Origin of the sequence: Acidicapsa ligni (assembly GCF_025685655.1) — a bacterium.
Taxonomy (GTDB): Bacteria; Acidobacteriota; Terriglobia; order Terriglobales; family Acidobacteriaceae; genus Acidicapsa; species Acidicapsa ligni.
The window spans coordinates 581,379-607,844 of the sequence record NZ_JAGSYG010000004.1; the positions used below are offsets into that span (position 1 = coordinate 581,379).

18 protein-coding genes and 3 tRNA genes are annotated in these 26,466 nt (G+C 54.0%); 8 read left to right on the forward strand and 13 right to left on the reverse strand.

Going from position 1 to position 26,466, the window contains the following annotated elements; translation table 11 throughout:
- The first annotated feature begins 3 nt into the window (after positions 1-3).
- Entirely contained in the window at positions 4-2,631 is a 2,628-nt protein-coding gene (locus OHL19_RS16610; RefSeq protein WP_263358865.1) for a beta-mannosidase, read from the forward strand.
- A gap of 266 nt (positions 2,632-2,897) precedes the next feature.
- Here OHL19_RS16610 and OHL19_RS16615 read toward each other — a convergent pair whose 3' ends face one another.
- The 3 genes from OHL19_RS16615 to OHL19_RS16625 form a co-directional block, all read right to left on the reverse strand.
- Positions 2,898-3,533: a Crp/Fnr family transcriptional regulator gene (locus OHL19_RS16615; protein WP_263358867.1), complete on the reverse strand. Its 636-nt coding sequence runs from the start codon at positions 3,531-3,533 to the stop codon at positions 2,898-2,900.
- A 295-nt stretch (positions 3,534-3,828) separates the two neighbouring features.
- Positions 3,829-3,905 (reverse strand) — tRNA-Pro (locus tag OHL19_RS16620).
- A 107-nt stretch (positions 3,906-4,012) separates the two neighbouring features.
- Complete coding sequence (locus tag OHL19_RS16625; RefSeq protein ID WP_263358868.1) at positions 4,013-4,534, reverse strand: DUF4112 domain-containing protein; 522 nt, start codon at positions 4,532-4,534, stop codon at positions 4,013-4,015.
- A 68-nt stretch (positions 4,535-4,602) separates the two neighbouring features.
- On the opposite strand from OHL19_RS16625, the gene OHL19_RS16630 reads away from it, so the two are divergent.
- The 4 genes from OHL19_RS16630 to OHL19_RS16645 all read left to right on the forward strand — a co-directional run bounded on the left by OHL19_RS16630 (position 4,603) and on the right by OHL19_RS16645 (position 6,475).
- A tRNA-His gene (locus OHL19_RS16630) sits at positions 4,603-4,677 on the forward strand.
- Positions 4,678-4,727: 50 nt separating this feature from the next.
- A complete protein-coding gene (locus tag OHL19_RS16635; RefSeq protein ID WP_263358869.1) occupies positions 4,728-5,810 on the forward strand; it encodes a YheT family hydrolase in 1,083 nt (360 codons plus the stop codon).
- Positions 5,800-6,366: a hypothetical protein gene (locus tag OHL19_RS16640; RefSeq protein ID WP_263358870.1), complete on the forward strand. Its 567-nt coding sequence runs from the start codon at positions 5,800-5,802 to the stop codon at positions 6,364-6,366. The genes OHL19_RS16635 and OHL19_RS16640 overlap by 11 nt, the downstream gene beginning before the upstream one ends.
- A 32-nt stretch (positions 6,367-6,398) precedes the next feature.
- Positions 6,399-6,475, forward strand: a tRNA-Arg gene (locus OHL19_RS16645).
- Between the two features lie 671 nt (positions 6,476-7,146).
- Here the strand turns inward: OHL19_RS16645 and OHL19_RS16650 are convergent.
- Positions 7,147-7,581, reverse strand: a complete 435-nt coding sequence (locus OHL19_RS16650) for a hypothetical protein (RefSeq protein WP_263358871.1) — start codon at positions 7,579-7,581, stop codon at positions 7,147-7,149.
- A 127-nt stretch (positions 7,582-7,708) separates the two neighbouring features.
- On the opposite strand from OHL19_RS16650, the gene OHL19_RS16655 reads away from it, so the two are divergent.
- Positions 7,709-7,930 carry a hypothetical protein gene (locus tag OHL19_RS16655; protein ID WP_263358872.1) on the forward strand — a complete coding sequence of 74 codons (222 nt, stop codon included), beginning with the start codon at positions 7,709-7,711 and terminating at the stop codon, positions 7,928-7,930.
- Positions 7,931-8,025: 95 nt separating this feature from the next.
- Here the strand turns inward: OHL19_RS16655 and OHL19_RS16660 are convergent, their stop codons facing one another.
- Genes OHL19_RS16660 through OHL19_RS16670 form a run of 3 tightly spaced genes read right to left on the reverse strand, consistent with a single transcriptional unit; the run spans position 8,026 to position 12,456 of the window.
- Complete coding sequence (locus OHL19_RS16660; protein WP_263358874.1) at positions 8,026-9,597, reverse strand: aldehyde dehydrogenase family protein; 1,572 nt, start codon at positions 9,595-9,597, stop codon at positions 8,026-8,028.
- A 28-nt stretch (positions 9,598-9,625) separates the two neighbouring features.
- Positions 9,626-10,453 carry a fumarylacetoacetate hydrolase family protein gene (locus OHL19_RS16665; protein ID WP_263358875.1) on the reverse strand — a complete coding sequence of 276 codons (828 nt, stop codon included), beginning with the start codon at positions 10,451-10,453 and terminating at the stop codon, positions 9,626-9,628.
- A complete protein-coding gene (locus OHL19_RS16670) occupies positions 10,450-12,456 on the reverse strand; it encodes a YjhG/YagF family D-xylonate dehydratase (RefSeq protein WP_263358876.1) in 2,007 nt (668 codons plus the stop codon). Before OHL19_RS16670 ends, OHL19_RS16665 begins: the two co-directional genes overlap by 4 nt.
- Before the next feature lie 131 nt (positions 12,457-12,587).
- Here OHL19_RS16670 and OHL19_RS16675 point away from each other — a divergent pair, with 131 nt between their 5' ends.
- A complete protein-coding gene (locus tag OHL19_RS16675) occupies positions 12,588-13,094 on the forward strand; it encodes a cupin domain-containing protein (RefSeq protein WP_263358877.1) in 507 nt (168 codons plus the stop codon).
- Positions 13,095-13,157: 63 nt separating this feature from the next.
- Here OHL19_RS16675 and otsB read toward each other — a convergent pair whose 3' ends face one another.
- From otsB to bcsA, 3 genes are all read right to left on the reverse strand, one after another.
- A complete protein-coding gene (gene otsB / locus OHL19_RS16680; protein ID WP_263358879.1) occupies positions 13,158-13,937 on the reverse strand; it encodes a trehalose-phosphatase in 780 nt (259 codons plus the stop codon).
- 133 nt (positions 13,938-14,070) lie between these two features.
- Positions 14,071-16,482 (reverse strand): alpha,alpha-trehalose-phosphate synthase (UDP-forming), encoded by a 2,412-nt coding sequence (locus OHL19_RS16685; RefSeq protein ID WP_263358880.1) that lies wholly within the window; start codon positions 16,480-16,482, stop codon positions 14,071-14,073.
- Positions 16,483-16,702: 220 nt separating this feature from the next.
- On the reverse strand, positions 16,703-21,121 hold the full coding sequence (gene bcsA, locus OHL19_RS16690) for a UDP-forming cellulose synthase catalytic subunit (RefSeq protein ID WP_263358881.1): 4,419 nt from the start codon (positions 21,119-21,121) through the stop codon (positions 16,703-16,705).
- A 412-nt stretch (positions 21,122-21,533) separates the two neighbouring features.
- Here bcsA and OHL19_RS16695 point away from each other — a divergent pair, with 412 nt between their 5' ends.
- Positions 21,534-21,686 (forward strand): DUF3309 family protein, encoded by a 153-nt coding sequence (locus tag OHL19_RS16695; RefSeq protein ID WP_263358882.1) that lies wholly within the window; start codon positions 21,534-21,536, stop codon positions 21,684-21,686.
- 112 nt (positions 21,687-21,798) lie between these two features.
- Here the strand turns inward: OHL19_RS16695 and OHL19_RS16700 are convergent, their stop codons facing one another.
- The 3 genes from OHL19_RS16700 to OHL19_RS16710 all read right to left on the reverse strand — a co-directional run bounded on the left by OHL19_RS16700 (position 21,799) and on the right by OHL19_RS16710 (position 26,465).
- Complete coding sequence (locus OHL19_RS16700) at positions 21,799-23,391, reverse strand: YXWGXW repeat-containing protein (RefSeq protein ID WP_263358883.1); 1,593 nt, start codon at positions 23,389-23,391, stop codon at positions 21,799-21,801.
- Between the two features lie 366 nt (positions 23,392-23,757).
- Entirely contained in the window at positions 23,758-25,224 is a 1,467-nt protein-coding gene (locus OHL19_RS16705) for an efflux transporter outer membrane subunit (RefSeq protein ID WP_263358884.1), read from the reverse strand.
- 8 nt (positions 25,225-25,232) lie between these two features.
- Complete coding sequence (locus tag OHL19_RS16710; RefSeq protein WP_263358885.1) at positions 25,233-26,465, reverse strand: efflux RND transporter periplasmic adaptor subunit; 1,233 nt, start codon at positions 26,463-26,465, stop codon at positions 25,233-25,235.
- Position 26,466 lies beyond the last annotated feature (1 nt).

Consider the following 26,466-nt stretch of genomic DNA (forward strand, 5'->3'; position numbering starts at 1 on the left):
TCCATGATCCGTTGCCGTAGACTGCTGATTGTTCTTTTTGCCTGCACTGCCCTCGCGTTTTCCACGGGCGCTACAGCGGAGCCGCAAAGCCGCGAACGCATTTCTCTGAGCAGTCCATGGGAACTGCGTCAACTCCCTGACGATGGAATGGTTGCCTTTCAGGCCGACGTCCCGCCTACGGTTCAGGGGGAATGGCTGCCCGCTATGGTTCCAGGCGACGTTCATCTGGATTTGCTGCACGACGGAAAGATCTCCGATCCCTTTTACCGTGACAACGAAGGCAAGCTCCAGTGGATCGAAAAAGCTGGATGGGAATACAGAACCACGATTCAGGCGACGCCCGCGACACTCTCTCGCGAACATGTGGACCTGGTTTTTGAAGGATTGGATACAGCCTGCTCGATCTACCTGAACGGCAAGCGCATCGCACAGCCGAACAATATGTTTAAGGAATGGCGCATGGATGTGAAATCCATTCTTCATTCCGGCTCAAATGATCTTCAGATAGTTTTCCCCGCACCGATGAAAGCCGCTGAAGCTGTTGCTGCAAAAGACCCCTGGCATGACCGCACTCATACAGACCCAAAAGGCTACATCCGTAAAGCCGTTTATGAATTCGGATGGGACTGGGGGCCGCGCTTTGCAACGAGTGGTGTGTTCCGGCCTGCCTACCTTGAGGTTTGGGACGATGCCCGCCTCAACGATGTCTTCGTCGAACAACAAAGCGTCAGCAGCGCGGCAGCAGAACTTAATGTCCGTGTTGACATCCTCGCTTCCAAAGAAAGCAAGACCACGCTCAGCATGACCTACGGCCTTCAAGGAACCGAGCAGAAGCAGGATCGAACTGTGACCCTGGGGCCGGGCCATAACGTGATCTCGTTCCCAATCGACATCACAAAGCCTCAACTTTGGTATCCATCCGGCTACGGCGCGCAGCCGATCTATCACTTTCACATCTCGGTGAAAGAGAACGGCCGGGAGACTGATTCGAAGGATGTGAAAACCGGCCTTCGATCCGTAGTGCTACGTCGAGACCTCGATAAATGGGGACGATCGTTCGAGTTCGTAGTCAATGGCATACCCGTTTTCGCAAAGGGAGCAGCCGTCATTCCGTTCGACAGCTTTCCGACCCGCGTTACGAACGAGAAGTATCGGTACATCCTCCAGTCAGCGAAGGATGCCAATATGAATATGGTCCGTCTCTGGGGAGGCGGCTATTACGAAACGCAGGAGTTTTACGATCTCTGTGACGAACTGGGTCTGATGGTTTTCCACGACCTCATGTTTGGCAATAACTGGCAACCCGGAACCTACTCTTTCAAAGAGGACATTCAACAGGAAGCCGAGTATCAAATGACACGTCTCAGGAACCATCCCAGCATTGTTCTCTGGGCTGGAAATAATGAAACCGAGGATCTCCGCGACTGGAATGGAAACGGGCAACTGCCCGCGCCTGTCCACGAGCGAATCTGGCAGGATTACCTTACCGAGTTCAGTGGAATCCTCGCGACCACAGCGGCACGTGTCGATCCGCAAACGCCTTATTGGCCCAGCACTCCCAGCGCAGACTATGAAGAGCTCACAGACGCTTATCAAAGCGGCGACAATCACGATTGGAGCGTCTGGCACCAGGATGCTGATTTTAGCGAATACGAGAAGCGGCCGTGGCGCTTCACCTCAGAGTACGGCTTTCAATCCTTTCCGGAGATGAAGACGATAGAGTCCTTTACTCTTCCAGAAGATCGGAAGAACATCTTTACGCCTGTCATGATCGTTCACCAGAAGAATTGGGGCGGCAACAAGATTATCCAAACCTACATGTCCCGTTATTTTGGAGAGCCGAAAGACTTCGCATCTTTCCTGTATGCCAGCCAGGTGCTACAGGCAGAGGGAGTCAAGGTTGGCGCTGAGAGCTTTCGCCGTAAGAGACCAGAGAGCATGGGTTCTCTCTTCTGGCAATTGAATGATTGCTGGCCTGTTGCATCCTGGTCGAGCATCGACTACTACGGCCGATGGAAGGCGCTCCAATACTACGCACGGAAGTTCTACGCACCCGTTCTTGTATCCCCACACTTCGATAATGGAACACTCTCGCTTTACGTTGTCTCCGACAAAGTAGAAGCAGAACAAGGGCAGCTACGTCTACGCATCATGGACTTCAACGGGAAGGTCATCAAAGAGACCAAGCAGAATGTCACCATCGATCCACTGGCCTCCAAAGTCTATGAGCAAATCACAATGACTGACCTCCTCAGCCTGGGCCAATTGGATATGTCACAACTCGTGGGAGTCGCGGACCTGTCAGTGGCAGGAAAAGAGGTGTCTTCCAATCTCGTGTTCTTCGTGCCATCGAAGCAGGTCCATCTTCTTCCGGCCCCAGTCTCAACAGACATTCAGCCATCCGGCGACGGCTTCGATGTGGTGCTGAAGTCTTCCGTTTTGGCCAGGGCCGTTTACCTGTCGTTTGGCGAGACTGACGTGACATACTCGGATAACTACATCAACCTTCTACCCAGCGAACCAGCCACAATTCATGTATCAGGAAATAAGGTAACGTTGGACGAGTTGAAAAAGGGGCTCAACGTAACCTCACTCGTGGACGCGTTTATAACCACAGAGAAAGCCAACTAAGCCCGATCCGCACTTCAAATAATTCCGGGAGCTACGAAGCCAATATTCGTAGCTCCTTTTTTTGTTGTCGCAGAGAACGATCCCTTTCAACAGACCAGCTCACTCCTCGGAATTATCAGCGTGGGAGCAATTCTGTATCTACTGATCTCTGGCACTGTGAAATCTCGCAGGGCAGTAACAGACCGAAGCATTCAGTGCAGTAACAACTGCGTCGGATACTCGTAGGGTATAGTCCGAGCGGCTGAAGCGGGTTGAATTCCCCTGGATCAGGCCAGCGCTTCGAGGGCATTCTTGCGAAGGATCCGCGTCTTGATCCCGGTTATCGAGAGGATATGTTTGCGTTTGAGTTCGTTCAGGATTCGAGTGACAGACTCTCGTGTAGTGCCAAGCATGGAGGCTAGGTCCTCATGCGTCAGGGACAAAAGAATCTCCGGCTGGTCTTGCTCTAGCGTGCCCGCTTCGCTCGCAAACTGAAGGAGGAGATGCGCCATCCTGCCCACAATAGAACTCGAAAGCGCTAAACGACATGCGTCCAGTAAGGCCGCGCGATATTCGTTATTGAGACTTTCGGCCGCGTGCTGGTTGCCTTCGACATGATGCTGCAGAAAGTGGAGAAACTCGTCGCGGTGAAAGCACTTCATCTGCACAGGCTCGATTGCCTGGGCGGTGACCTCGTAAGGCGTTCCGGAGAGAACTGCGCTCAGACCCAGAACATCGCCGGGCTTCGCGATCCTTACGAGAAACGTCTTGCCGTCCTTCGAGGATTTGCTGAGCTTAACTTGTCCCGAGCAAAGCACAGAAACCCATTGAGGCGTCCGTCCTTCCGAAAAAAGGATGCCGCCGCTAGGCAACATCATGTGAACGCCCATCGAGTCGTATTCGGTCAATACATGGGTAGGCAAGTCACAAAACCAACCTGGTTTTCGGGATTTGCATGTGAGGCAGTCGCGAGGCGAAAGTGTCGCTGATGTCATAGGTACAGAGGGCCGCCTTTTGAAATAGTTTATGCGATGGATGGCGGTTCACTTTGATGCCAGCCGGAATTGGCAGTCACCGTATGGTCCGAGGTTCGCTCCATCGACACAACTGGATGTCTTCGAAGAAATCTGCGATGGCATTTCTGAGGCAGAAGAACCACGCGAGTTTCGTATCCCAAGCCGACGACTCGGTAAACCCGTTGTAAGTAAATAGGTTAGATGGTCGGGGCGGAGGGATTCGAACCCCCGGCCCTCTGCTCCCAAAGCAGATGCGCTACCAGGCTGCGCTACGCCCCGACACGAAACCCGGCAGGAGCCGGGCACTCACTCAATTTCATTGTAACGTGACTGGATTCTTCGTGCTCGCATACGGCCGTTTCTGTCTTCTAAAACAACCATAAGTCTCAACGAGTGATCTTCCACTCGGCTAGCCACACGAAAAACCAGAACAGCAGAAGAATCGGTATGGCGAAAATCACACCTATCGCCCCCGCCATCAATGCAAGAAAAACCCAATCTCGCCACGTATGCTTCCGAGGCTCATCAAGAGATCTCGTCAGCAAGCGATAATTGCGCCGGTTGGCCTTCCAGAAAACATCGAAAATATCCCCCAGTACTGGAATTGTCCCCCCCAGCACTCCAATCGCGAGGTTCACGAGCATCCGCAGAAGAGTGATGTAGGGAACACCGCGAACCCAGGCCGCCAAAGGAATCACCAGCGAAAGAATCCCGGCCAGCACATCTCCCAGCCCGGGAACCAGCCCGATTATCCCATCCAGCCCAAAGCGGATGCCCGTTCCTGGAATGACAAAGGCCTCATCGAGCATGACCTCCAGCCATCGCAGCCGTTCATCGCCGAGCCAGCGCCCGCCATTTTTCCAGCGGTTATTCGGCAAAAGCTCTCCAATCGGTTCCTTCGAAGGCATCCTGTTTCCTCGTATCGGGAAAATGGTATCTTGACCGAGCTTCAATGGTACAATCGACAAGGTAGATGGCGGCTATAGTTCAGGGGCAGAACGCCTGTCTGTGGCACAGGATGTCGTGGGTTCGATCCCCACTAGCCGCCCCAATTTTCTAATCACGTTTTGTGATCAAACCTAGGAAATTCCCCCTTCCAATATGACTATTCCGACTGCAGACCGACGTTCCGGTGCAGTCGATCGGGGCCTGTGGTTTACTCCATTCGAGCCGCTGTCATTTCTGCGCGGCAGTCACGGGCAAACGCTTGCAGGGAACTACTGGCGACGTCCTCCCTTTCAAATTCCAGTACACGCGCAGGATGTAATAGTAGATGCCGCAGATGGCAGCCGCGTTTTATGCCACTGCCACTGGCAGCCGGAGCAGGTCCGCACCAGCCGCCTTACGCTCGTCATAGTTCACGGCCTCGAAGGCTCCTCTGACTCACGTTATGTCCAGGGAATCACCGCAAGGGCCTGGAGTGAGGGCTGCAACATTATCCGCATGAATATGCGGAATTGCGGAGGCACGGAAACCTGGACGCCAACCCTCTATCACTCTGGATTGTCGAACGATGTCAACGCCGTGCTCCATCATTTCGTTGATGCCTATCAGCTCCAGCGTGTTGCCGCAATCGGTTATTCCATGGGTGGCAACCTGGTTCTCAAACTCGCTGGCGAATTAGGAAACCAGGCTCCACCCTGGCTCATCGCCGCAGTCGGAGTAAGTCCGGCGGCAGATCTCGCCTTCAGCGCCGACGCCCTGCACGAACCCTCCAACCGTTTTTATGAATGGCATTTCCTTCGCAATCTCATGCGACGTTTCCGACGCAAAACCAGCCTTTTCCCCGACATCTATACAGCGCAGGATATTGGCCCGATACGATCTATTCGCGAGTTTGATGACCGCATAACCGCTCGCTTCAGTGGTTTCACCGGGGCTGACGATTACTATTCCCAGTCTTCGGCAGCCAGGGTGGTTGCGCAAATCGCCATTCCGACCCTGGTCCTGCATGCGCTGGATGATCCATTCATCCGCATGACGCCTGGGACTCGATCCCTGCTGATGGCAAACCCCTTCGTCGATTTCGTTGAAACTACACATGGCGGCCACTGCGCCTTTCTTGCCAGAACAGTCGCGCCTCCCGATCTTCACGGCCACAGCGATCGCCACTGGGCCGAGGCCACACTCGTACGTTATTTGCTGGCTATCGCAGGCAATCACGAGCAGGTTCATGGAAGCTGACTGGGAAGTTGAAATCGGCGCCAGGGCACCCGTACTCGATCCGCTCTGGTCCGGCTTCGTTGACCTCCGCGCAACCCCGAATCGGATCAGCGAGCTTGCCGAGACTCTCCAGTTTCCACCGTTAGCTTCCGCACTCGCCTATCTCAATAGCGTGGAATCCTCGCTCTGGACAGCCAAATGCGACATCTGGACGATTGAAGATCCCTCCCAGATCGATCCCGATGAGATGGAAGCTACAATCGCAGAGGCAGCAGCAGCGCAAGCTTGTTATGTAGACGTTCTGCCTGAGCGCCAAAGCCTCTTTGTGTCCCTCGAACAGGCCGAATCTTTCGGGCGCAACGCCGTACTCAACTTGCGAACACTTGTATCTCGCTGCTCCAGGGTAGACTTGATCATCCGGCAAGCAGTCGCAGGCGAACAGCAGGGCTTTGGAATCACCGTCTATATCACCGCATGCGGTGCGAGCCCAACCGCTGCCGAAGAAACACTCGCGTCAGCCCTCGCAATCGTCGCCAACACCCTCTGCACCACAGCAGTCACTCTCATTCAGCCGTGAAGGCAAACGCAGAGGCGATACAATAAATCTGCGGGCGAGTAGCTCAACTGGATAGAGCACCGGCCTTCTAAGCCGGGGGTTGCAGGTTCAAGCCCTGCCTCGCCTACCATACATTAAAATCAACTACTTACATTAATTCCCGCTGCGTGGAAATAGTACAGGCCGGGGTAGATACACACAAGGTGCGAAGAGGAGTTTCCGGCGATGGATCTGGTGGTCAAGCATCGTAAAGAGACGACAACGCGCATTGTTCAAATACTGGGCCTGGAAGGCATCTATCGCGGTGTCAATTGGGTGAGTGAGACACGAGACGAGCTTAGTTAAGCCCGTCCTCGTCTTGATCATTTCTTCGGATTGGGTAGGTACTTGATTAGGCTATCGAGCGGCCCACTATTGACCCTGTCCTGCATTTCTTTGACGGGCTGTTTCGTCATCATTCGCGTTAAGTAATCGTGGAAATTGCTATGAGGGTCCATAATTGTTTCCTCCGAGGTGAAAAGAGTAGCCTGAAAGTGAGGAAAAGTGCAAGCAATGGCTATATGTCATTGATTATTAATGAGTTATGTGCGTTTATTGTATTCACAATGCTTGTCGATCGTGATGGACAGTATTGATTGAACGTACGGCAATAAGAACCGTAACCACTTTATAACCAACGCCATAGGGTGGGTAAATTTTACCCACTGGGCACTCAAAAAGCGCCGCAATCCATTTATTTACATAGACTGATAATTATAAAAAATTGGATATTTTTGTGGAATATGCAATTTCGTATGCTTATCAGCTAAATAACACTGTGTGAACATCGTCGAGCGATGCGTGGTGTTTGATGGCTTCCCGCCTCATTAGAGAACAGAGTTCGGCAAATGCTTGCATCCCTTCTGGTCTAATGGATTGGGTGCCAAGTCTGATGAACTTGGATAATGCGCGAAGGACATCGGGGCTGCCATAAATCGCGATTCTGGACCTGGAATCTGCTACTACGATCCGGCCCTCAAGTTCTTCTAACTTGCTGCGCTCGCCTCTGTCGCCATCTATTTGCGCCCTGCCAACTTTGGCAAACCCACGCAGAAAATCAGCATACGCAGTGGAGCGCAACTCTTGAAGGTGTTTGAATCTCTCGGTATGGCGGGTCAGGAAAGCGCCAAGAATCGCGCCTAGACCCGCTGCAATGAAAGTAACGCCGGTTTGGATGAGCAATTGGACCATGTTCATGTTGCCTGTCAGTGTCTCATGGTGCGAGCAGACTTACACGCTCATGCATAGCTTGCAGATCCACGGTAACTAGATTGGCGTATCGCCAGGGCATCTCAAGCGTTGAGTGCCCCAGGACTTTTTGCAAATGGAAGACAGATCCACCACGCCGGAGATAGTTCACTGCGAAGGTGTGGCGGAAGACGCGCAGGGTGCGACCGGGCGGGGTAAAGCCCTAATCCGTGCAAAGCTCTTTCACCGCGCAGAGGACATTCCTGAGCGCCCACATCATTTCGGTGCGATTCGCGAAGAGGAATCGTTCAGGTTTTCGGTCGGAGTCCTTGAAGTAGCGAAACAGAGTCCTTGGTAGCTCAAAAGGGAAAGAAACAACCCTCTGCTTTCTGCCCTCGCCGTCCAGCGTGACGCCCTGCCTCGCCTACCACACCCGCAAGTTTCATTTCTGGCTTAGCCCTTAACCCATTCCCCACCAATCGATCGCCACGTCTGCGGATTCTCAATCGAGTTCCGCAAAATCTCCGGCAGGCGATCCTCGCGAACTCCGTCATAGCATCGCAGTTGTGCAAAGCGCGTCAGAGAAGCGGGAATGCCCACCGACGTGAACCCCGGGTGCGAAGTAGCAGGGAACGGCCCGCCATGTTGCATCGCAGGGCTGACCGCTACGCCAGTCGGCATCTTGTCATTCAACAGGCGTCCGACTTTAGCCAGCAGCAACGGCTCGATCCGTGAGTAAATTGCGTCGTCATCGCTCGTCTTTGCCGAATAAATCGTTCCGGTAAGATTCCCTTCCAATATTTGAAGAATAGACTGCAACTGTTCTTCATTGCTCACCGTGACGACCAGCGTTGCATTTCCAAATACCTCGCGCTGCAACCCACTGGGATTCGCTAGAAACTGTGCTCCCGTCGCTCGCAGCAGCGTATTCTCAAAGCGATATCCACTCCCATTGGAGACGCTTCCACCAGCAGCCAATCGCGCTCCGGCATGGATAAGCGCAGCGACTCCCTCGCGAATATGTTCCCGTCCTGAAGAAGAAAGCAGCGGCTGTGGCGTGCGCTCAGAAAAGCCCTTCGCGACCTGGGCCACAAAGCTCTCTGCCGGCTCACCTTCCCAAAGCAAAATGAGATTGGGGCTCGTGCAAAACTGTCCTGAACCAGCCAGGCAACTGTCGATGAGCTCGCGCCCAAGTTGTTCGCCTCGCTCCGCAATCGCACCTGGCAAAAAGATCACCGGATTGAGACTGGACATCTCCAGATAAATAGCTTTCCCTGCCTCATCTGCAGCGTGCTTTAGAGCCAGCCCAGCACCGCGGCTTCCCGTAAAACCAACAGCTCCTACGCGCGGATCGCTCACCAGTTTCAGGCCATCCGCATTGCGGACGTTGTAAATCATTTGCACCGTGCCCGATGGCAGGCCCGCTGTTGACGCGGCCTTGCGCGCTTCCTCAGCTAAAAGCCGCGTGGTATTCGGATGCAGAGGATGAGCCTTCGCAATCACAGGATTTCCCGCAGCAATTGCTGCTGCAAAGTCTCCGCCGCTTATTCCGTTGAAGGCCAGTGGAAAATTATTCGGACCAAAGACCACCACCGGCCCAATCGGAACAAAACAGGAACGGATATTGCGCTCAAGATCCAGCGTCGCGCGCTTCCATGATTCTTCGCGTGCTGCTGCTGCTGCCTGTCGCAACTGGTTGGTAGTGCGCGGCAACTCCACATCCTTCAATCGTGGACTCACCGCCAGCCCGGTCTCCTCGTTAGCCGCCGCGATAATCGCAGGTGCAGCAGCTTCGATGTTCGAAGCGTACTCTTCCAAAAACGCTGCAAGCCGCTCTGGAGCAACCTCACGCAGCGTTACCGCCGCCTTCGATGCAGCGCTGAGCGCCGCATCGCAATCCGACCATCTGCTTATTGGAAACGCAGTGGCAAGCGTTTCACCGGTTGCAGGGTTTTCCGCATGAAATGTAGCATCCACATCTGCAGCCTGCCATTTACCATCAATCAAAATCTCAGCGACATCCATCCTCAGACCCTTCTCGTGTAATCCATTCTCAAGCAACGCGATTTACCAGCGTTCCAATCCCGCTGATGCTGATATGAATCTCATCTCCACTCTGCAACGTAAACGAGTCAGGCGGAACAATGCCGGTCCCCGTCAGCAGAAAACATCCATGCGGAAAGCTCTGATCGCGATACAGATATTCCACCAGTACACGCGGATCGCGCTTCATCTCCGAAAGCGGAATACTCGCAGCAAACTCCGCATGACCCGCTCGTAAAATCTCCAAAAAGATCTGCGTGTTCGGCGGCATAGGCTCCTTCTGAATCAGGATGCCAGGCCCCAGCGCGCAACTGCGGTCGTAGACCTTAGCCTGCGGTAGATACAGCGGATTAGCCCCTTCAATATCGCGTGAGCTCATATCGTTGCCGATCGTGTATCCCACAATCTCTCCGCGAGAGTTGATCACGAGAGTAAGCTCAGGCTCAGGTACCGACCACTTGGCGTCGCTGCGAATTCTCACATCGCTGTTCGGCCCAGCTACCTTGCTTGCTACTGCCTTGAAAAACAACTCCGGACGTTCAGCAGAGTAGACGCGATCGTAAAAATCTCCACCGCCCGCATCCTTTGACTCCTCAATGCGCGCGCTTCTGCTCCGGTAATAAGTAACGCCAGAGGCCCACACTTCCTGGTGCTCAATCGGAGCCGCAATCTGCCTGATGTCAAACTCTTGCGAAACCCTTCCGTTATCGATTGCCGCCGAGAGATAGCCATGTAGATCGTCATGAGAGAGCAGCGCATCCAGCGAGCGCTCCTCCAATAAGTAAACAGGCCCATCCTTCTCAAGAAATAATCCATTAGCCGTTCGATACAGAATCAATGGGAATCATCCTCTCTTCGGATACTAGTTTTCGCTTCTGCATTTCTGCCTTTTTCAAGCAAGGAAGTAATGGCCTCCATATCATAGACGCAACCACCCCATATCCCGCCGCTTGCCTGCACTAATGCCGCCCACAACCGCGTGTCGTCCGGCAAGGAGGGATGCGGCGTCAAATCCGAACGCGGTCCTCGAGCAGCCAAAATACGCAATCCTTCTTCAGGAGCAAAGAAGCGTTTCTCTTCCCCAATAAAATTCACCGAACCGATCAGCTTCGCTCGATCAATCACGATCTCAATCTGATCGCCATCTTGCAATGCGCCAATCGCACCACCGGCCAGTGCCTCTGGCGAAATATGTCCAATGCATGCACCCGTAGACACACCGCTGAATCGAGCATCCGTGAGCACAGCTACATGCTTGCCAAAAGGCAGCGCTTTCAACGCTGCAGTAATCTGATAGATCTCCTGCATCCCCGCGCCTGCGGGTCCGGAGCAAATCAGCGCCACAACATCTCCAGCAACAACGAGCCCATTCTTGATAGCGTGGATCGCTGCTGCTTCTGTAGTAAAAACTTTCGCCGGGCCAAGATGTCGATACTTGCCGTCCGCATCGATCAACGATGGATCAATCGATGTGCTCTTGATCACCGAACCCTCCGGTGCAAGATTGCCAACAGGGAAGCACACCGTGGAAGTTAGTCCGCGAGACCGAGCACGATCCGGAGCAAGAATCACATCGTCAGGATCAATCCCATCCTGTTGTAGAAGATTCTTTCGCAATGCATGCCGTCGCGGACTATCCTCCCACCAATCCAGGTTGTCCCCAAGCGTCGCGCCAGCCGCAGTCATCACGCTCGTATTGAGCAGCCCAGCGCGCCGAAGATGCAACATAACTTCAGGCGCTCCACCTGCCAGAAACACCTGCACTGTTGCGTAGTTTCCAGGTCCATTCGGAAGCGCATCCACCAGCCGAGGCACCTGGCGATTGATGTGAGCCCAGTCGTTCGCAACCGGCCTGCGCAATTTTGCAGCATGAGCAATCGCAGGCAGATGCAGCAGCAAATTCGTCGAGCCACCAAAGGCCGCGTGTACCGCCATCGCATTCTCTATCGACGCCTGCGTCAGCACATCGCGAGTACCAAGATGCAGTTGCCTGAGGCGCAATACAGCCCTCGCGGAACGTCTAGCTGCATCAAGCCAGATACTCTGCCCCGAAGGCGCCAGCGCACTATGCGGCAGCGCCAGTCCAAGCGCCTCGGCAATCACCTGCGATGTCGCAGCCGTCCCTAGAAACTGGCAGCCGCCTCCAGGAGTAGCGCACGCTCGGCAACCCATCTCCGCTGCATACTCCAGCGTGATCTGCTGCTGCGCATAGCGTGCTCCAATCGTTTGAACTTTGCCCGCATCTTCGCCATTCTCAGGCAGCAGCGTCACTCCTCCAGGAATCAAGACAGTCGGAATCTCTGCAGCAGAGGCCAGCGCCATCATCATTGCCGGTAATCCCTTGTCGCATGTAGCAACTCCCAGAACGCCTGCTCGCGTCGGCAATGATCGCATCAGCCGCCGCAACACAATCGCCGCATCATTGCGAAAGGGAAGGGAATCGAACATCCCCGTCGTTCCCTGCGTGCGTCCATCGCACGGGTCCGTGCATGCTCCAGCAAAGGGCACAGCATCGAGTTCCTTCAACTGCCGCGCAGCCTCGGCGACGAGAAGCCCAACCTCCCAATGCCCCGTATGAAATCCAAGTGCTATCGGACTTCCATCTTCTGCCCGCAGACCGCCATGCGTACTCAGGATCAGAATCTCAGGCCCCAGTACACGCGCCGGATCCCAACCCATGCCCACATTCATACTCAAGCCAAAGAGGTTTCCGGAAGGCTGTTGCAGCAACATCTCCGGAGTAATAGGTAACATGCCTGCCGCGCCCGGAGCATGAGTCGCAACGCTGCCCAGCTCAAAACCTTGTGTCTCCAATACAGACTCGATAGTAATCTCAGGCATTGTCATCCGTAGCTCAAACATCCTCTGCACGAAGCCTACACCATGCGCATAACGGTGTTCTACAGAGCGCACGTTTGACACCGCATCCATGTCAGCCGTATGGTTTTCGCAAATGTGAAAGTGAGAAGACGATGCAAAGAGCTCGGCGAAATACTGTCCGCAATATCGTTATCGTAATCAGCCTCGGTTGCTGCTTCATCCCATCCAGCAGCATTGCTCAACAGGCCGGGCAGATAGACCATTACAGCGCCCAGGATCTGAAGCATAAGGCAACGGAGTTGCAACAAAAGGCGGATAATCCAGCCGGTGCTGCCGCTGAAACATTGCAGAAATATGGCGTCGATTTCACAATGCTCAGTGTGCGCACCAAGGATGGCGGCGCAGAAGTACATGAACAGTACTCCGACCTCTTCATCGTCATTGACGGCAATGCAACACTGCTCTCAGGCGGAGAACTGGAAAACTCGACATCCGCTGCTCCGGGAGAGATGCGCGGCACCGCCGTTCTTCACGGAACAAGAACTACTCTTTCCAAGGGCGATGTGATCCACATTCCACCAGGCATTCCGCATCAGTTGCTGATTCCCAAAGGCACAGTATTCAGCTATTTCGTCGTGAAAGTGCAGGAGAAGCCATAGCGCTCAGTTGAGTGAGCAAAGCAGTTACATAAGTCGAAGCTGAAACCCCGTAGTATCTCTCCGCTAGCCGTTCATTGCCGTAAGCCATGACTTCAAAAACTTCCTCAGTTGACCCGGTGGTTTCAGCCAAACCTGTGCCGCTGTAGGCCGCGCTATCTTTCTCACCAACACCCCGAGCCCTCTGCCCGCAAGGGCGCGAAAAGCATATTCATCTGTCGTATCATCTCCGAGATAAGCTACTGGAGCGCTCTCCGAAAGCCCCGCGAGTACCTGTAAAACAGCACCGCCCTTATCGCGGCCCGTTCGCAACTCAACCCCACCATCAAATTGCAACATCTGTATTCGCTCATCCGTAGCATACGGACGCAAGAGGCTTACGACGTGTTCCCGAATCGCTGGCACTGATTGCGGAGCGATGCCTCGCCAATGCACCACAACAGCATTCCATTTATCTTCAATCAGCAGCCCGAGGTCAGCTTCATAGACAGCTTTCTTCGCCTCTCTCAGGACATAGATTTCTGATTCGGCAAGCACCTCTTGTTCAACATGTCCGTCTGCATACAGTCGCTCTGCGCCATGCAATCCCCAAACTTCAATTGGCTGCTTCATCCCCAGTAAAGATGCGGCCTCGCTGGCCGGTCTGCCTGTTACGAGAGCAAGCCGTGTGCGACCTTCTTTTTGAATCTTCTCAAGTAGCTCGGTCACACCAGCCCACGGTCGCGCCTGAAAACGATCGATGCGAAATGGCGCCAGCGTTCCATCGAAATCCAGCAGAAGCGCAGACTCCCGCGCCTTCGCTAATGTCGAAAAGAAATCATCCAGACGGGCTTCATCTCTTGGCATGGATACGTCTGTTTCATCTATCGCGCTCGTTTGCAAATCTCTCTCCCTTCGCAGATTTTCCGCAGACTTAGGACGAGGCCAATCAAGAGCGACCTATCGTCCTCAGGCTTCATTTGAGACGCAGAGTGAAAAATCAATAAGTCAACTCTGTAAGGGAATCAGGAGTATGGTTTTGCGGGGATGTCGGATAGCCTGTCGCATCTGTGGCCAGTCGAACCGCACATACATCCGTCAACACCGCTGCCGCCCAACGATAAACGTTATGTTCTTTCACCTGGTGCCGCATCCGTTCCATCCGCAGTCGCCGTTCGCCCACGCTCATCTCAAGCCCCGTGTGAATAGCCTCCGCCACCTGCACAATGTCATACGGATTTACCAGCAATGCGTCTCGCAATTCCTGCGCAGCTCCTGTGAACCGACTGAGAATCAGAACTCCATCTCCGTCCTTTCGAGCAGCAAGATACTCTTTGGCGACTAAGTTCATTCCATCGTGCAGCGATGTTACCAGGCAGATATCCGCCGCACAGTAATAGCGCCTGACTTCAGCATGACTGCATTGCCGCTCGATAAGAATAACCGGCTTCCACTGCGATGTTTCGAAGCGCCCATTGATGCGTGCCACAGTCTCCTGAACCTGTGTGCGTAATAGCGCATAACTTGGAATACGTGCGCGTGTAGGTGCAGCAATCTGCACAAACGTAAGTTTTTCGTGATACCAGGGATGGTCTTCCAGCAACTGTTCGACTGCCAGCAAACGCTCCACGATTCCCTTGGTGTAATCCATTCGATCAACGCCAAGCACCATGTGCTGCGTTTCAATCCCAAGGTCCCTCTTCAACTGATATGAGGTCGCTTGGATTTCGTCCGGGTCATCCGTCTCGAATTCCGCATAAGGTTCCTCTTCAACCGTATGCTCATCCCACGCAACGCTGATAGGGAAAGGCCGTACTTCAGAAATATGCCCATGACGACGGATCGTGAAATGTTCACGATCCGTGCGAGCTTCCAGTACACGATCGACCGTGTCCATGAAGTTGTTGCAATGAGACTGGATGTGGAATCCAATGACATCCGCGCCAAGCAGTCCCGCCAACAACTGTCCCTGCCACGGACAAATCCCAAATGCCTCCGCATTCGGCCATGGAATATGCCAGAAAATCGCGACTCTTGCATCGGGACGCGCCTTCTTGATCATCGCGGGCAGTAACGCAAAATGATAGTCCTGCACAAATACAACAGGGCGTTCCGTGCCGCGCATCTCCTCTACCAGCACTTCAGCGAACTTTGCATTGACGCGCTGATAATAGTTCCAATCACTGGCACGAAAGATCGGCCGAGTATGCGCGATATGACAGAGTGGCCACAGGCCTTCGTTGGAAAAACCTTCATAGTAACCGGCTTCTTCTTCCTCACTCAGCCATACACGTCGCAGCGTATATCGCGGTTCTTCAGGCGGAACTCTCAACCGATCGTGCTCATCCACAAAAGCCTTATCCTGGTTGCCGCTCCCATGCGCAACCCACGTACCGTCGCATGCATGCAGCACCGGCTCGATAGCCGTGACCAGACCGCTTGGTGGAACCACACACTCGGTTTCCTTTCCCTTTCGCACATGCATGTACGGCTCGCGATTTGAAACCACAAATAGCTTGCCATCACCCAATCGTTCCCGCACATGGACCGCCAGCCGATCTGCAGTCCACACATGCTCTGCCGCATCGCGCAGCCTGGCTTCTGCTTCGGCCGCTGCGCGCGCGCGCGTCAGATTCTCGGCGATTGAAGTTACCTCGTTAGCCAGGGGCAACAGAAACGCAAACTCCTTGGCTCCTTCGTCAACATCCGCCTTGCCCTGACGCAACCTGCGTAGCCACTCCGCGGCGCGCGTTGCCGGTTGAAAAAGAAACCATCGCACCATCACCAGTGTCACCACGACGATTAAAATCACCATCGCGGCAATGCGCAAGAAGCTCCTTCGCCAGACAGCAATACCATCGGCGCGAATGTACTCAGCATTTGCAACCATGACCAGTGCACCAATCGTGCGCTGACCGTTGTGCAGAGGAATCGCGGCCTCATACCAAAGCCGCGTCGGCCGCAGCAGGTTCACTCCCCGATTCATGACTGAACCCATCGCAGGAAAACTCTGTCCCTCATTTACAGGAACACGCACGAAGGCCGAAGCCTCCTTGCCATCATTCAGCGGATGTTTCAACAGGCCAAACGTACCTGCCGAAATATTCTTCAAAGGAGAAGTCTCGCCCGCAGCAGCCAGCAGCTTACCCTGCGTGTCATAGACCGCGAGCCCCGGCTGATCCGCGTACTGCCGCAGATGTTCCAAAACCCCAGGCAATTCTTCTGGAGATCCGATAGCCATCTCGCGCTCTATCTGCGCTTGAAGCCCCGCGCCAAACCACTGGCTTCGTCGCTTTAAATCCTGCTGCAGATAAAGCTTATGAGCCAGCACATCAAAGTAAGTCGATCCCAATGAGATGACCGTGATCCCAATCAATAAAGCCGCAACCAGGCGTAAGCGAAAGAAATGCATGATGTTCCCCCAGGAGAGAAGCGCAAATGCACCTCTCAATCCATTCACGAGCAAAAACAAAGTGCACGACAAGAACCATCGCTATCTTATAGACGAGTAAGCACTTGTTTCTGATTCAGAATGCTCAGATCGGTCGTTTTTACTCGGGTCGTGTAAAAAATACCCAGTGAGTCTCATCGCCTTACACGATCTATAAACACAAAATAAAGCTGACTGACATTCATACCAGCTCTTCGGCGGTAGTCTCAACGTGCAGTCTAAGCACCGCTCTTTCCTTAAGATACTCGTTTGTCCAGCGAGCGAGTATCAGGCTGCACAAGGTCACGATCACCACCAGCAACCAGAAATATTTCGTCAACCAGATACGCATCTCGGTATAAGCCGAAATGTCGCCGATGTGATATCCCGGAGTCGCAACAGCATACGAAACAAATCGAGTACCCGTCAGCATGCTGACCGTGTGTGACATATCGCTCGACTGGGATCGCTTCAGCAGTGCCGTGACAAATCCCTCTTCGGAGCTGTCATCACGCAGAGCGATAACGATCATCGAGTGTCCTGCCGCATAGGGAGACTCGATTCCCTGAACCACGGCATCCGGTACTCCATCGTCATTGTTTGGTGCTTTATTCTTTTCGTCTAAATGGAAGATTCTCTGCCACTCCCGATGAAGTTTTATAGCCGTCGTATCGATCTGTTTGACATGTACGCCATCCGTATCGAAGGAGACAGGCAATTTGCCTTGCAGTGCTGCAAACGCCGGTTGATTGCCGACAGTCCCAAGTACCAGGTAATCGTAGTCTTTATCAATCTCGTCTTGTGGGCCGGCAACCTTGACCCGCAGTGCCGGATAGCCCGTTTGTGTGCCGCAATGACTCATCATTTGCAGAAATAATGAGATCTCCTGCACCGATGGATTGTCAGGAAGCACCACGATTGTATGGCTAAGATCAGCCCACCGAGTGAATGGGAAACCTCCGTTGGCAAATAGCTCCAGGTCCGGCATCTGCACCCAGTGATCCAGTCCCCGCAGATCGATCCATGTGTTCTGCAGAATCGATCCCTGTAATGGCGCGGATAAATTCTGCGTACCGTTCGCATTGAGCTTTGGCGCGAAGTCAAAATTGAACAGAAGCGTATTGCCCACGGGACGCATATTCACTACCGGCAGCAGTGCCTGTCTCCTGCGTTCAATTGGACCTGTTCCCGTAGCGAGAGGCGCTTCATTGATCAGCGCTCCATTGATATACATTCGCAGCACAGAGCCCGCAGCCACCGCCTCGGAGTTGTACCTGTAGCTCACCTGTAGCGGAAGATTTTGAGCCTCGCCATAGTAAAGATCAGGTGCCACACGAAAGTATGCAGGTATAGGCGCCGACCCATCCCCTTGAGTCTTCGTCTCCGAACTGTACTTCCACAACGAGACAAGTCGATCGCTCGGCATCCATCGCGGAGCATCGTCCGCCTCACGCTGCGCCGGTATCGCAAAACTATTCACCTGCAGCGTGTCGCCCTGCATTGGCGCGGCTGCAGCGACAGTCGAGTCCACGTTGCTTTTCATCATTGCCAGCGTCTGTGCTACTGCCAGCAACTGATCATCGCTCTCTCCAGCCAGCACCAGCGCATTCCCCGTAGCATCCGATGGATTCGCTTCGATTGCCAGCCACCCATTCGCAGTTGAGCGTCGCAACGATAGCGGAAGCGCAGAAGACTTGTTCGAGAAGATGATCACATTGCCGGATGGAATTTCTCCAATCGAGGCAGAGAAGCGTGCGGGTTTCGCGCCCGTCAAAATTCCCAACCAAGACGCCACAATTCCCGCAGCCTGCAAAGTCTTTGTATCCGGAGTGCCTAGAAACACAAATGGTATTGTCGCCGTTGTTTGCAGAGCGGGATCATAAAAAGGAAGCGGCAGCAAACTCAGATCGTTCCTAAGCGCGAGCGGACTGCTTACGATTTCAATAACAGAAGACTCACCAATCGTCGCCGATATCTGGGCCACTGCTTTCGCGCCCGAAGGCAGAACACTGCTTCCTCTGAACTCAAAACTGAGATCGTTGTCTCTCACCAGCAACTCCGGAGAAACCTCCAGCGTAGTGAATGAAAATGATTTGTCATCCCCCGAAGTTAATGGAGCAACCACCTCTCCAAGTAAAGTATTGTTTAACCTCACCTGGATTGATCCGCCATGCGGCCCTAGCATTCGGCTGAAACGATAGCTCAACCGCAGCCGTGCCTCGCGAGGCATCAACGTATGCGGCAGCACAAAATGAACCCCAGTATACGAATGCGAACCACGCATCTCGGCTGCGCCATTTACGCCCATATCTTCCAGCGTGATCCGTGTGCCAACCTCGCCGCTTCCCGTTCCTGCAATCGAGACCGGACCAGAAGATGGTCGGTATGGATGATCGGGAATTGCGTCCCGTTGCGCAAGCCCGCGTGTACCAAGCAGCCAGAGCAATGCCAGTAAAATTGTTGAAACCGTCTGAACAGCCGCCGGAGATGAGGCACGTGCCTTACGTGGCAACAGCCCCAGCGCTACCTGCTTGAATCCCGTAAACGACAGGCGAATAATTCGCAGCAGGCTCACGAACGGTCGATCATCCTCAGTATTGGCGCGCACATTCATCCAAGAATCGGCACGAGAGTAAAGTGCTCGCGTCAGTGTCTCCTGTTCAAATAGCGTAAGTGCGACAAACTGCAATCGCAATTCATCATCCTGCATACCAATGACTGTCGCCGTAATTTGTTCGTCGCCCGTTTGCAGTGGAAAGGCAAGCCTGACCATGTCTCCATTCTGCAATCCGATATCCAGGTTAGAGAGTGCAACAGACGCACCGCCAACGGACATATCCCGTGTGATCCCCGTGATCTGACGCCTATCCGGAAGCTCTGCAACAATTGGAATCCTCGCAGGAATACGCACCGATGATCGCCGCTGCCGCTGTTCATGAGCAACCGCCGCAGCCACCCCTAGAATCACCATGTTGAAAAGAATCCAGCAGAGATTGCTGATGATGACGCCCGGGTGCATAGGATCAAGAACAAACAATCGATACGGTGCGGCCAACACTCCCACCAGGTTGGCCAATAGCATCCACGTCGTCGGCGCAGCAATCTTGCGATCGAACTGCGTCTCGCTCAGAGTCGTGCCCTTGTCCGTCACATTAAAACTACCAAGCTTCGGATTGATCAATGCAAGAATCGTCGGCAGCAGAATGTAAGGCGCCAGCACCGTCTCATAAATCTCATTCCAGAAGGAATGCCTGTGCCGCCCCTGAATACGCGAGTTCGTAAGACTTGAGATCATGAGATGCGGCAGCGCATACGCCAGAATCGCCAGCCAGTATCCAGGAATAATCGTGCGCCCAAACAGCATGTACGCCAACGGTGCCAATAGAAAAATCAGCCGTGGCACGGCATACATAAAGTGCAGCATTGCATTGAAATAACAAAGCCTCTGCGTGAACTTCATCCCCTTGCAAAGCAGCGGGTTATTTGTCCGCAGGATCTGAATCATGCCACGCGCCCAGCGCACCCGTTGCCCGACATGCGCAGCGAGAGTCTCCGTCGCAAGCCCGGCAGCCTGGGCCATGTTGATATACGCAGTATTCCACCCGCGTGACTGCATGCGAAGCGACGTATGCGCGTCCTCCGTTACGGTCTCCGTGGCAATACCGCCAACCTCATCTAATGCCTCGCGTCGCAACACAGCACACGAACCGCAGAAGAACGTAGCATTCCAGAAATCATTGCCATCCTGGATGATTCCGTAAAACAATTCACCTTCATTCGGAATGCTCTTGTACTGCAGCAGATTCCGTTCAAATGGATCAGGCGAGTAGAAGAAGTGCGGCGTCTGCAACATCGCCAGCTTCTTCTCTGCAAGAAACCAACCCACCGTGAATTGCAGAAAACTCCGCGTCGGAACATGATCGCAATCAAAGATCGCAACAAACGAAGAAGTCATCTTCGTAAGCGCATGATTGATGTTGCCTGCCTTGGCATGGTTATGTTTCTTCCGCGTCACATAGCCAATGCCTGCCTCTTCAGAAAACTTCCGGAAGTCCTCTCGTGTCCCGTCGTCCAGAATGTAGACATGCAGCTTTTCCGGCGGATAATCGATATTGATCGCAGCCAGGGCTGTATAACGCACCAACGAAAGAGGCTCGTTATAAGTCGGAATCAGCACGTCCACATGCGGCCAAAGAGCCTCATCCGCAGGAAGTGGAATCGGCTTGCGCCTTAACAGAAAGCTCGTCTGCATATACCCCAGCACCATGATGCAGAACGTGTATGCCTCCGCGGATAGCAGCACCAGCATCAGAGCGGCATCAATGCCGACTCGCTTGTTCGATTCGTCCGTGAAGTAGTTTGCCACCAGGTGAATACGCCACCAGCCATAGCGCAGCGTCGCGGCCAGAGAAAGCAACATGAGTGAAAGCGTCACCACGTGCGATTTCCCAAGCCTGTTCAATAGAATGGCGATGATGAGCGTGAACCCGCCAAGCACCACCTGCTTTGGCCAGCTCAGGTACAAGCTTATAAATTGAAATAAAAGAAACGTACAGACAACGAAGACGAGCGTTCGGAAGCCCCGCCTTGCGATGCTTCGAGAAAAAGTGTTAGTTGCCATCAGTCCACCCCTCCGTCTCATTCAAGATTGAACCGTGACAATCCCGATACGCAGCAGTGACCGATAGGCATGCCGAAAGGGCAACCAAAAGACATTTATAGGAGCAAATCAAAACAGGAATGGGGGAGTTCACTGTTAATGCCTCATGTGCGCCTAGGCTAGCACGTCATGCCCTCTGGGCAGATAGCTTATTTGGGGCCACACACCTTTCACAGTTTCTCATGTCGCCACTCCCGATTCATTTGCGGGGTGAGCAACCTTGAGCAGCGGCCTTTAGAAAAGCTTTCTAAGCTTACATATTGTCGTGAGGACAAAAGGAAAACTGGACATTCACAACTGCTGATCGGTATGCATCGCTTACCAGAAATCCAGCTCTCAGATTCTCGCAACCCAAAGAAAGGAAAGAACGCTCATGTTGATTTTGATCATCGTGTTGATATTGGTTTTAGGCGGCGGCGGTGGGTACTATGGTCATAGCCGTTGGGGATATGGTGGGGGCGCCGGTATTGGCCTTGGAACCATCCTGCTCATACTCTTGATCGCTTATCTTTTGGGCGCTCTCTAGGGTTAGCTTCTCCCTCTTCTACCCAACCTTTCTTCTACCAACAAAGAACAGCCGGTTCGAAACCAAATGCTTTGGTTTCGAACCGGCTGTTCTTCGTTGGTATGCTGCGTAGCTAAGGACGAGGATCGGGACGCTGCTCTTGCTTGGGCCTCGGCTGTGGGCGAACCGCAGGTTTGGCAGGCTGTGGCTTCGGAGCAGGCTTCGCCGCAGGACGTGCTTGTTGCCTCGGCTGCGAAGCCGGTTGTTGTTGCGTAGGCCTCTGCTGCGCAGGCCGTTGAACCTGTGGCCGCTGCGGCTGAGTCTTTGCTGGCTGTGTGGGACGCTGCGTATTGGGTTGGCGTGGATTTGGCGTCGGTTTGGTTTGAGGCGTCGGTCGTTGTGCAGGTTGATTCGGCCTTTGCTGCGGACGATTTGCCTGCGGAGTGCCCGGTCTCGCTTGTGGACGGCCAGGTTGATTTGTCGGCTTGGTTTCTTGAGGTCTGTTCGGTTGCGGCCTGTTTGCCTGCGGTCTGGTATCTTGCGGTCTGGTCGCTTGCTGCCCAGGACGATTCACCTGATTTGGCGGGTTCGCCGGCCGATTCGCCTGCTGTCCCGGACGCGCATCCTGCTTGGCAAATCTCTGTCCAGTAGCTTGAATAGACGAACGCACTGCCGCCTGCGAAGGAGCCTTGATATTGCGATCTGCAGTCAGCGGTCGCTGTGCAACTAACGTCGCCGGCCTGCCGCGATTCACCGAGGCAAATTGAGCGCGGTTCGATGACGCCAGACGTTGCTGCTCCCGTTGCTGCGCCATCGGAGGCACCCTCGGAGCACGCACCGCAGCTATCTCTGCCACCGTCGGGCGAACCCGCTGGCCACCAGGACCGTTATAGCTAACACGGTTGATAGTCGTGTTGTTGATGATGACATTGCGTTGGTAAACATTCGTTACATGAATGTTCGTAATGTTGTTGACCGAGCGATTGTAGTGAAAGGAATTATCCCTCCAGTAGCCACCCTGGTAGCCGCGCCCTGTATAGCCAAAGCCATAAGAGACGCCGCCATAAAATCCGATGTAATTACCCCAGTACCCTTGATGGAAGCCGTAACGACCTCCCGTGTATCCCCAATATCCAGGAGTCCACAGAGCTCCGGAGTAAGGCGGCGTTGTCCACGCGCCGGGAGTCCAGTAGTATCCCTGCGAAGCATAAGCCCAATAACCTGGCGTCCAGAGATATCCATCTCCGGGGCAGGGCGGTTGTTGATATTCCGGCAGCGGCGGAGGAGGCTGCGGAGCATAGGCAACTGGCTGCGGCTGATCGTCCTGATCGTAATTGCCATTATCCTGGGCGCTATTGTCCTGAGCGTAGCTGCTGTCGTCATAACCACCACCGGCAGGCTGCTGAACCGCTGGTTGCGGAGCTTGAGAAGCCTGAGGAGCTGCTGCTCGCGATGCTGAAGCAGTTGGGGCTGGCGCAGCCGCCTGCGGAGCGCTTTGTGTATTCGCTGCCGCCTGTACCACCTGTGTACCATCCGTCACAGGCGCAAGATTCGCAGATGCCGGATCATTTGCGTCCGGGGACGCAGCCTGACTATCTGCAGTCTGTGAACTGTCCGCTGTTTGTGTATTGGCTGGTTGTGTTTGATTTCCTTTGCAACCTGCTATCGTCAGGAGCGCAATAAGTGCAACCCGAACTCCGGTCTTGGGAAAATTCTCAAAAGCCATACGAACCCCTTTTCCTTCCTCAACTTACTTGGGATGGGAAATTGTGTCCGTAGGTTGTTCGCAGAAAGCCCTCGATCTCTCAGGTGAGGCGAAAGATGAGCCACATTGAGGAAAGTAGAACGGTGGGAGAACCTGCAAGCCACAATCCCCTGAGAAAAGTACAGTCCCAGCGTCACAAGATAATACTCCGCGACACCGGCTCAAGCAATGTCATTCCCAAAGACAATCTGCTTCTTCTGTCTTAGCTTTTGCCTTGCCTTTGTCGTTGCTCTTGTTTTTCTGTCTGTCATTCCCGAAGGGAATCTGCTTCACCGTTCTCCACAAAAGGTGTCCCAAACTGATCCCAACACCCAAAAGTCCCACATCCTACAACCCATGCGGCAATTGAGTAGCATCCCAGCCTCCGCCAAGAGCCTTGATCAACAGCACACTCGCTTCAAAGCGTCTCCGCGTGATGTCTATATCATTGCGCTCATTCTGCAATAAAGCCGTCTGCCACGTAATCACTTGAAGATAAGTATCGACACCACCCTCGTATCTCGTGTTGAACAGATCCAGCGATTGTTGCGCAGATGCGGTAGCCGCGCGTTGCTGCCCCGCTTCAATCTCGAGGTTATGGAGCGTGTTCAAATTATCTTCAACCTGCTGAAATGCAGTCAGCGTCGTCTGCCTGTAAGTCGCAACAGTGGCATCGTACTGTGCAATAGCGGTATCTGAAGTAGCTCGACGCCGTCCATGATCAAAGAGTGTCTGCGTCAACGTAGGGCCAACCGCGAACATGCGGCTAGGCCAGTCAAACCAGTTCAACGCGGATGTGCCCAGGAATCCAGCCGTTGCCGAGAGCGAAAGCGTCGGATAAAACGCGGTATCCGCAATCCCTATTTGCTCATTGGCAGCAGCCATGCGCCGTTCATCGCCCGCGATATCCGGCCGCCGCTCCAGCAACTGCGAAGGCAGCGCTCCAGGAATAGCCGGTATCGCCGGTGCGTTAACCGTGACAGGGCTTGGCGGTAACGTAAAGTTCGCAGGAGCCTTGCCTACCAGCACCGCGATGGCATGTTCAAACTGCGCGCGCTGAATGTCCACGTCCGTCGCTTGTACCTGCGCAGTCTGCAACTGGGTCCGTGCCTGCGCCACATCCGATAGAGGAGAAGCGCCGCCATCATATCGATCCTGTGTCAGTTGCAACGCACTTTCAAACGCTCCCACTGTGTCGTTCAACAGCTTGCGCTGCGCATCGGCCGAGCGCAGGTTAAAGTAATCGACTGCCAATTCCGCGTGCAATGAGAGTCGGGCAGTTTCAAGATCTGCCGCCGAGGCCTGCGCCTGTTCCTTGGCTTGTGTCACAGTGCGCCGCACACGTCCCCATAGATCGATCTCGTAGTTCAGATCGATAGGCAGCGAAAAGTTGCCCTCACCATTGTTCGCAAAGGATTGATTGAAATAAGGCTCGTTCGCCGAGTCGCGCACAGTGCCTATGCTGGGAGCAGCGCCGATGGTCGGGGCCTCGGAAGCACGGTTGAATTTTATCTGCGCACGTGCCGCGCGAAAGTTTGCCTCTGCCTGCTTCAACGTCTGGTTAGCCGGTTCGATCTGCGCTTCCAGCGAATTCAACTGGTCATCGTCAAACAACGTCCACCAGGTTCCCTTGAGCTGCGCATCTTTTGGCTGTGCCTGCTTCCATCCATCCTCTGACTTGAAGTTGGTAGGCGGTGCTTCCTTGAACTCCGGAGCCAATGCCGCCGCAGGCCGCGTATAGTCTGGTCCAACGTGGCAACCTGCCACCATCAGGCAAAGCCCGCCCGCAAGCGAAAGAACGACAGAATGCGTCATGCCATTCTTCATGACTTGCCTCGCGTTCCATTCGTCTCGACACGCACTTCCATCCCGGTCGTAAGTGAGTCTGGCGGATCAAGAACAACTTCGTCTCCAGTGCTGAGCCCGGAGATAATCTCCACCGTTCCACCAAAGTCATGACCGATTGTCACCGGCGTAAGCTGCACATGGCGATCGTGTAAAACACCAACCTGCATGCCTTGTGCACGGAACAGCAACGTGTTCGATGGAATCGTCACTGTATGCGTCCCAGCCGGCAATTGGAAGTGCACAAAGACATACGCTCCCGGCCGCAATACTCCCTTTGAATTGTCTACATCGACTTCGACATTCAGCGTTCTCGATGAGTGATCGATCGCATTGGCATTGCGCACAATCCTGCCCGTGATCTTCAATGTCGGATTGGAGTCCTGAGAAAGAGTTGCAGTATCTCCGTTGTGTATTGAATCGGAGTCAACCTCAGGCACGGCGACATAGACGCGAAGCCTATCCATCGAAGCAAGATGGAAAAGCTCGCGCGGATTCGTGGAGCCCGAACCGGCATCGATCAGGTCGCCGATATCCGTGTTGCGCGCCGTGATGATTCCATCGAAAGGAGCGATAATTCGCTCGTAGCTCTGCAACTGCTCAAGCCTGCGCACATTCGCTCTGCTCGCATCTGTCGCCGCCTGCGAGGCAATATAGTTGCTGCGCGTCTGGTCCGTCTCCTGCTGCGAAACCGCATGCTTGGCTAACAGGTTTTGCCATCGATTACTGGTTACGCCCGCCAGCTCCTGGTTTGCCTGCATCCTTTCAAGCTCAGCGCGAGACTGCTGCAACTGCTGATCGATCTCAGGTGTCTCAATCTCTGCCAGCAGGTCGCCCTTGTGTACGCGCGCACCGATGTCAAAATACCACTTCTTCAAGTAGCCATTTGTGCGTGAATAAATCGGTGTCTCCGTAAAAGCCTGCACGTTGCCGGGAAGCACCAGGTCCTGTGACTCCGAACCCAGTACAGGATGCGTCACGTTGACCGCAATCACCGCTGCTTCATTCGTCGCGAGGGTCAGGGTCTTCTCGCTTTTCGAGCGAAGATATAATCCGTATCCAATTGCCGCCAGAAGCGCGATTGCAAACAGAATACCCAGCATGCGTCCGCCCTTGGAAGTCTCGATCTCAGGCTCCACGTGCGCAACATCGGCGTGCGCTGCCACTACATCGTCTTGACCTTGAGCCGCGGGATGTACTTGTGTAGTCATG